Genomic DNA, 4,658 nt, shown 5'->3' on the forward strand with positions numbered 1-4,658 from the left:
CCTGACCGGGTGATCTTCGCTCACGGCCGACCGTTCGAAAGCAATGGTACGGCGCAAGTGAAGCGCGCTTTCGACTGGCTGACTTAGCATTGGAGGCGGGTTGTCGGCGGTCGGTAAGAACGGTAGCGTCTATTCGTGATGCGCTTGTTTCTTGTCCGGGCCGTGGCTTACTCCCTGATCGGTATATCGACCGTAGGGTACGCCGTCATGTTGTTCAGCGCTACCTGGTTGTACTGCTACGGAACGCATCCTCTGTGCGCGGCTGGCTGGATGCCGCGCACCGAGATTACCGCTGTCTACCTAGCCTTCATCACCGTACTCTTGTATCTCACCCGCTTGGTCATCCGGTCGTTACAGGAAGAGTCAGCGCGACCACGCGACAGTGAGTTGTGACGTACAATGCCTCTTTGCCTACAATCCCCAACCGACAATGTTCTCCACTGCGTCGTGTAGCGAACTTACGTATCGGTCCGCACCCAAGGCCTGTTGGATTGCCGCATCGCTGAGGGAAGCTTCCCCCTGCGGCCATAGGCCGACGACGATGCGAGCGTCCGGCGCTCGGGCACGCAAGCGCCGGACAAGGTAACGCAACTGCGCTGGCGAACCGGTCACCTCCAGGTAAGAGATGGCGATCACATCAATCCCCGTCAGATCCAAAGTCTGCACCGCATCTCGGGACACTGCGGTATTGGGGATACGCTTCGCGTGCACCCCTTGCTGTCCCAGCAACTGCGTGAGCATAGCAGTTACCGCGTCATCAAACGGACCGTGCCCTGCAACGCAGGCGACCGTTTGAGCTTTTGCCAGGGTGTTAGACGGTGCCGCCCCTGAGGTTGGCTGTAGGTCCTCGATCACTGACATCATTGATTTGGTCATCTGCGCCGCACCAGCGCGGTCGATTGTCCCGCGTGCTTCGTCTTCGACCGCTAGCTTCAGCCCTTCAAGCACGACCCCGTCATAGTATTCGGTGAGAGACCGGTCGGTGAGAAGCATCTCAGCCTGTGCCAAAGCCTCGTCCGGGTTCCGAGCCAGAATGCGCTGGTAGAAGCTTTCGATGGGTGTCAGCGCCGGTCTGTCGCCTAGCAAGACGTCGAAGAACTCCAGACTCTTCACGTGGCGCCCCATGACGACCAGACATAGCGTCAGCGGCGTGGACATGATCAGCCCGATCGGCCCCCAAAGCCACGTCCAGAAGATCGCCGATACAATGACGGACACAGGCGAAAGGCCTGTCGAGTGGCCGTAGAGCAGTGGTTCGACCACATACCCGGTGAGCGGCTCGATGATCACGAAGAGCGCTACGACTTCCAGCGCCATGCCCCAGCCTGGATCCACGGCCGCACCGAGCGCCGCAGGAGCCACTGCTGCCAGGAACGGCCCGATATAGGGTACAAAGCGCAGCAGACCCGCCATCACGCCCCACATGGCCGGCGATGGTATGCCGATCAGCCATAGACCAAGGCCGATAACAACGCCGAAGCACGTGTTCACAGCCAGCTGGGAAAGGAAATACTTGCTGAGGCGCTGACCGGCGTCATCGATGGCGCGCGTCGTGCGGTGCAGGTCGCTTGATCCGAACAGGCGGATAAACCGATCGCGCAGATCCTCCTTCTGCATTAAGACGAATATCGCCACGATGAGGACGATGACCGTCGTTTCCAGCGGACCCAGGATGGGTTCGAGAACCGTACGTGCTATCGCGAACGGCGACGTGCTGCCTTGGACGACCTCTACCGGGATAGGGCGGCGTTGATCGACCGTCGTCGGAGCCGACGGTGTTGCCAACGTCGGCGTGGCCGCACGAGGTGTGGTAGTTGGTCGCTTGCCCCCCAGTTCCTTGGTGATCGAGGCAAGGCGTGCGACCGCGAAGCCCTGAACCCCTTGGACCTTTGCTTCGATCGTGCGGGCGTATTGCGGCGCGTTCACCGTCAGCGACGCGGCCTGACTGCCGATGAGCGCGCCGAACAGGCCCAAGAGACCCAGGGCCGCTATGACGGTCAGGATCACGGCGGGCGCACGCCAGAGACGCAGACGCTGCAGCAGGTTGACGACCGGTGAGAGAACGAAGGAGAGCATCACCGCCAAGGTGATCGGAATGAGCACTTCCTGACCGAAATACAGGGCGGCGATGACGAGCGTGCCAACGGTCACGCCGGCCAGCGTCTTGAGTTCCGGCGCCGAGGCCGAGCGGATCTGAGCCGCACCTGGATTGTCCGCGGGCGTTTCGCGGCTACCGGTCACGACATCCTTGTAGCCGGCGATATTGTCGGGGCTGCTCATGCGGAAACCTTCCTGCCGGGGCTCGCGTATCGGTCACGTCGAGACCCGGCACGAAGCATTTTTCGTTGTATCCGTCCTGACGTCAGGACGGGCAAAGCCGAGAGGCACACTTGGCGTCCCTCTCGGCTTCATACTTCATCGTCTGGGACGCTACCTCAGGACTTGAGCGCTTTCGCCATGTTGAGATGCGCTGCGACCGTCGGTGCCAGACTCGACGCGAACGTCTTCAGCTGGGGCACGTCGCCGGTTGCAGCATATCCCTTGAGCGTATCGAGCGTCTGCTGATGCCCGGCGACCTGGGCAGCCGCGTATGCGGTGTCGAAATCAGTGCCCTGCTTGGTCTTTAGATCGGCAAGCTTCTGCTGCTGCTCAGCACTCAGCACCGGGTTGGGCGTCAGAGCTGGCGACAGCGTTGCCGTCAGTGCCTTCAGCTTCGCAGTCGACCCCTCATGTGCGGTGATCATCTGGCCAGCGAACTTCTTTACAGCAGCAGATGCGCCGTTGGTTACAGCGAGCTTCGAGGTCTCGATCTCGAACGCATCGCTCGCAGCTGCCATGTTGACGAAAGCCTGCCCACCTGAGGCCGGTGCTGCCATGGCATCATTGGAACCGGCTGCATTCACGTCCGTGGCGGTCGTGTTGGCGTAGGTGCTGTTATCGACGGCAGTCGTATCGTCGGCCTTCTTGCCGCATGCGGCCAATGACAGGGCCGCTGCCGATACCAGTGCCAGGGTCTTAAAGTTCATCATACTCTCCATCTGCTCGCATATTACCGCTGCCGGGCTCAACGCGTGCCTCCTGAGGACCGTTCCGCACGAGCAACGAACTCCGGACCGATCCTGAGGCGAGTTCGTTCTAGCCGTCTGCCGGCACAGCTGCCGGCCTTATCGGGACACGGCTATGAGCATCTTCAGCACTATCATGAACAGGGTTTTCCACCATAAAGCCGCATCAGCCGCTGCATCGGCTCAAGCTCCAGCCGCGGCGCCGCAGGCTGCACCGCAAGCTGAGCCGACCGCTACCGCCCAGCCCGCCCCCGCAGCGGCTCCGCAGTCCGTCGATGTCGGTGCGGTCCTCAGCGAGATGGCATCGATGAAAGATGGCGGGGGCAACTACCAGAGCTCAATCGTCGATCTTTTGAAGCTGCTGGACCTGGATTCCAGTCTGACCGCTCGCAAGGAACTTGCTGCCGAGCTGAATGTCCATGCAGCAGCCGACGGCTCGGCGGAGCAGAACATTGCCCTTCACAAGGCAGTGATGCAGAAGCTTGCCGATAACGGCGGTATCGTTCCCGACAGCCTGCGCAACTAACGCACCCAATCCGGAGGGGACCGCACCCTATGCGGCCCCCTCCTGCCTTAGACTACTGGCTTAACCGTCTTTCAATCTAGCGAGCTGGACCAGCGTTCGAAGGCGTCGCAGTTACGGTCCCCCGCGCTGCCTGAGCTGGCAGCGTCTGACTGCCACGCGGCGGTCCATTCGGCTCTTTGTGAAAACCATGCGCGGCGAGCCAGCAGATCGTGACGACGAGTGCCACGATCATCGCGAAGATGACAATTGCCACAGGACCGGCTCGCTTGTTTCCTCGTCTCCGCATCACATGCGCTCCCCAGTCATGCCGTCGATGGTATCGCCGTGCCGTAGCCACGTGGCGACGGGATGTTCCTTGATTTCAAGTCCACCGGTTTGATCGAGCAGGACGGTCTTATGTCCGTACGGCTCTATCGCCGCTCGCCAAAGACCGAACCAAGAATGCCCCCCAGTCCGCCGCCAAGACCGCCCCCGGGCGCAACGCCTTCGGCTCCAGCGCCACCCAGGCTGCCGAGTACAGATCCCAGGATCCCGCCAAGGCCACCTTGCTGCCCGCCCGAGCGCCCAGTCAGGTGGCCGGCCACCAGCATGACTAGGATCGGCAGCATCTGCTTGAGAAGCTCGGGCGCCAGGCCGCTGCTCTGCGCCGCGTTGTCGGCGACCTCACGACTGCCGTCCTTCGACCCGAAGATACCGCCGAGGAGCTGATTACCGCGATCGATCTGCGTCGGCTCGTTGCCCAATACGTTCGAAGCAAGGTCTGCGCCGCCAAGCGTGTTCACATGGGCGTCTAACTGCGTCGTGTTATTTCCCATGCCGCCCAGAACCGACGGCAGCAGCGCTTCTGCGCCGCGCTGGGCTTGGTCACGCGGTATGCCTAGCTGGGCGGCGAGTGCATCGATGCCACCATCAGGCAGCAGGTCATTGAGATTCATGTCGGCTTCCTTGTTGTGACGGGTACCAACAGATGCTGGGACCTATAGGTCCGGTCACCTTCGATCGAGCTAGGACGTTGGATCGACAGGCTTGCGCTGTCTGCGCAATATTAGTCAGGAAGTTGGGGCGTA

General features: G+C 61.4%; 4 protein-coding genes. 1 reads left to right on the top strand and 3 read right to left on the bottom strand.

Annotated elements, in window-relative coordinates:
- Nucleotides 1-411 precede the first annotated feature (411 nt).
- Nucleotides 412-2,280, bottom strand: coding sequence for an AI-2E family transporter (locus tag sphst_RS12465; protein ID WP_107045606.1), 1,869 nt, complete (start codon nucleotides 2,278-2,280; stop codon nucleotides 412-414).
- A 155-nt stretch (nucleotides 2,281-2,435) separates the two neighbouring features.
- Nucleotides 2,436-3,026: a DUF4142 domain-containing protein gene (locus tag sphst_RS12470; RefSeq protein WP_031393100.1), complete on the bottom strand. Its 591-nt coding sequence runs from the start codon at nucleotides 3,024-3,026 to the stop codon at nucleotides 2,436-2,438.
- A 154-nt stretch (nucleotides 3,027-3,180) separates the two neighbouring features.
- Here sphst_RS12470 and sphst_RS12475 point away from each other — a divergent pair, with 154 nt between their 5' ends.
- A complete protein-coding gene (locus sphst_RS12475; RefSeq protein ID WP_031393099.1) occupies nucleotides 3,181-3,591 on the top strand; it encodes a DUF3597 family protein in 411 nt (136 codons plus the stop codon).
- 410 nt (nucleotides 3,592-4,001) lie between these two features.
- On the opposite strand, the gene sphst_RS12480 is transcribed toward sphst_RS12475, so the two are convergent.
- Nucleotides 4,002-4,526, bottom strand: coding sequence for a DUF937 domain-containing protein (locus tag sphst_RS12480; RefSeq protein ID WP_107045607.1), 525 nt, complete (start codon nucleotides 4,524-4,526; stop codon nucleotides 4,002-4,004).
- Nucleotides 4,527-4,658: the final 132 nt, after the last annotated feature.

This window comes from Sphingomonas sp. STIS6.2, assembly GCF_000732685.2.
Taxonomy (GTDB): Bacteria; Pseudomonadota; Alphaproteobacteria; order Sphingomonadales; family Sphingomonadaceae; genus Sphingomonas; species Sphingomonas aerolata.

Excerpts from the sequence above, each read along its gene's own strand:
- sphst_RS12465 (WP_107045606.1), bottom strand. The coding sequence starts at position 2,280 with ATGAGCAGCCCCGACAATATCGCCGGCTACAAGGATGTCGTGACCGGT.
- sphst_RS12470 (WP_031393100.1), bottom strand. The coding sequence starts at position 3,026 with ATGAACTTTAAGACCCTGGCACTGGTATCGGCAGCGGCCCTGTCATTG.
- sphst_RS12475 (WP_031393099.1), top strand. The coding sequence starts at position 3,181 with ATGAGCATCTTCAGCACTATCATGAACAGGGTTTTCCACCATAAAGCC.
- sphst_RS12480 (WP_107045607.1), bottom strand. The coding sequence starts at position 4,526 with ATGAATCTCAATGACCTGCTGCCTGATGGTGGCATCGATGCACTCGCC.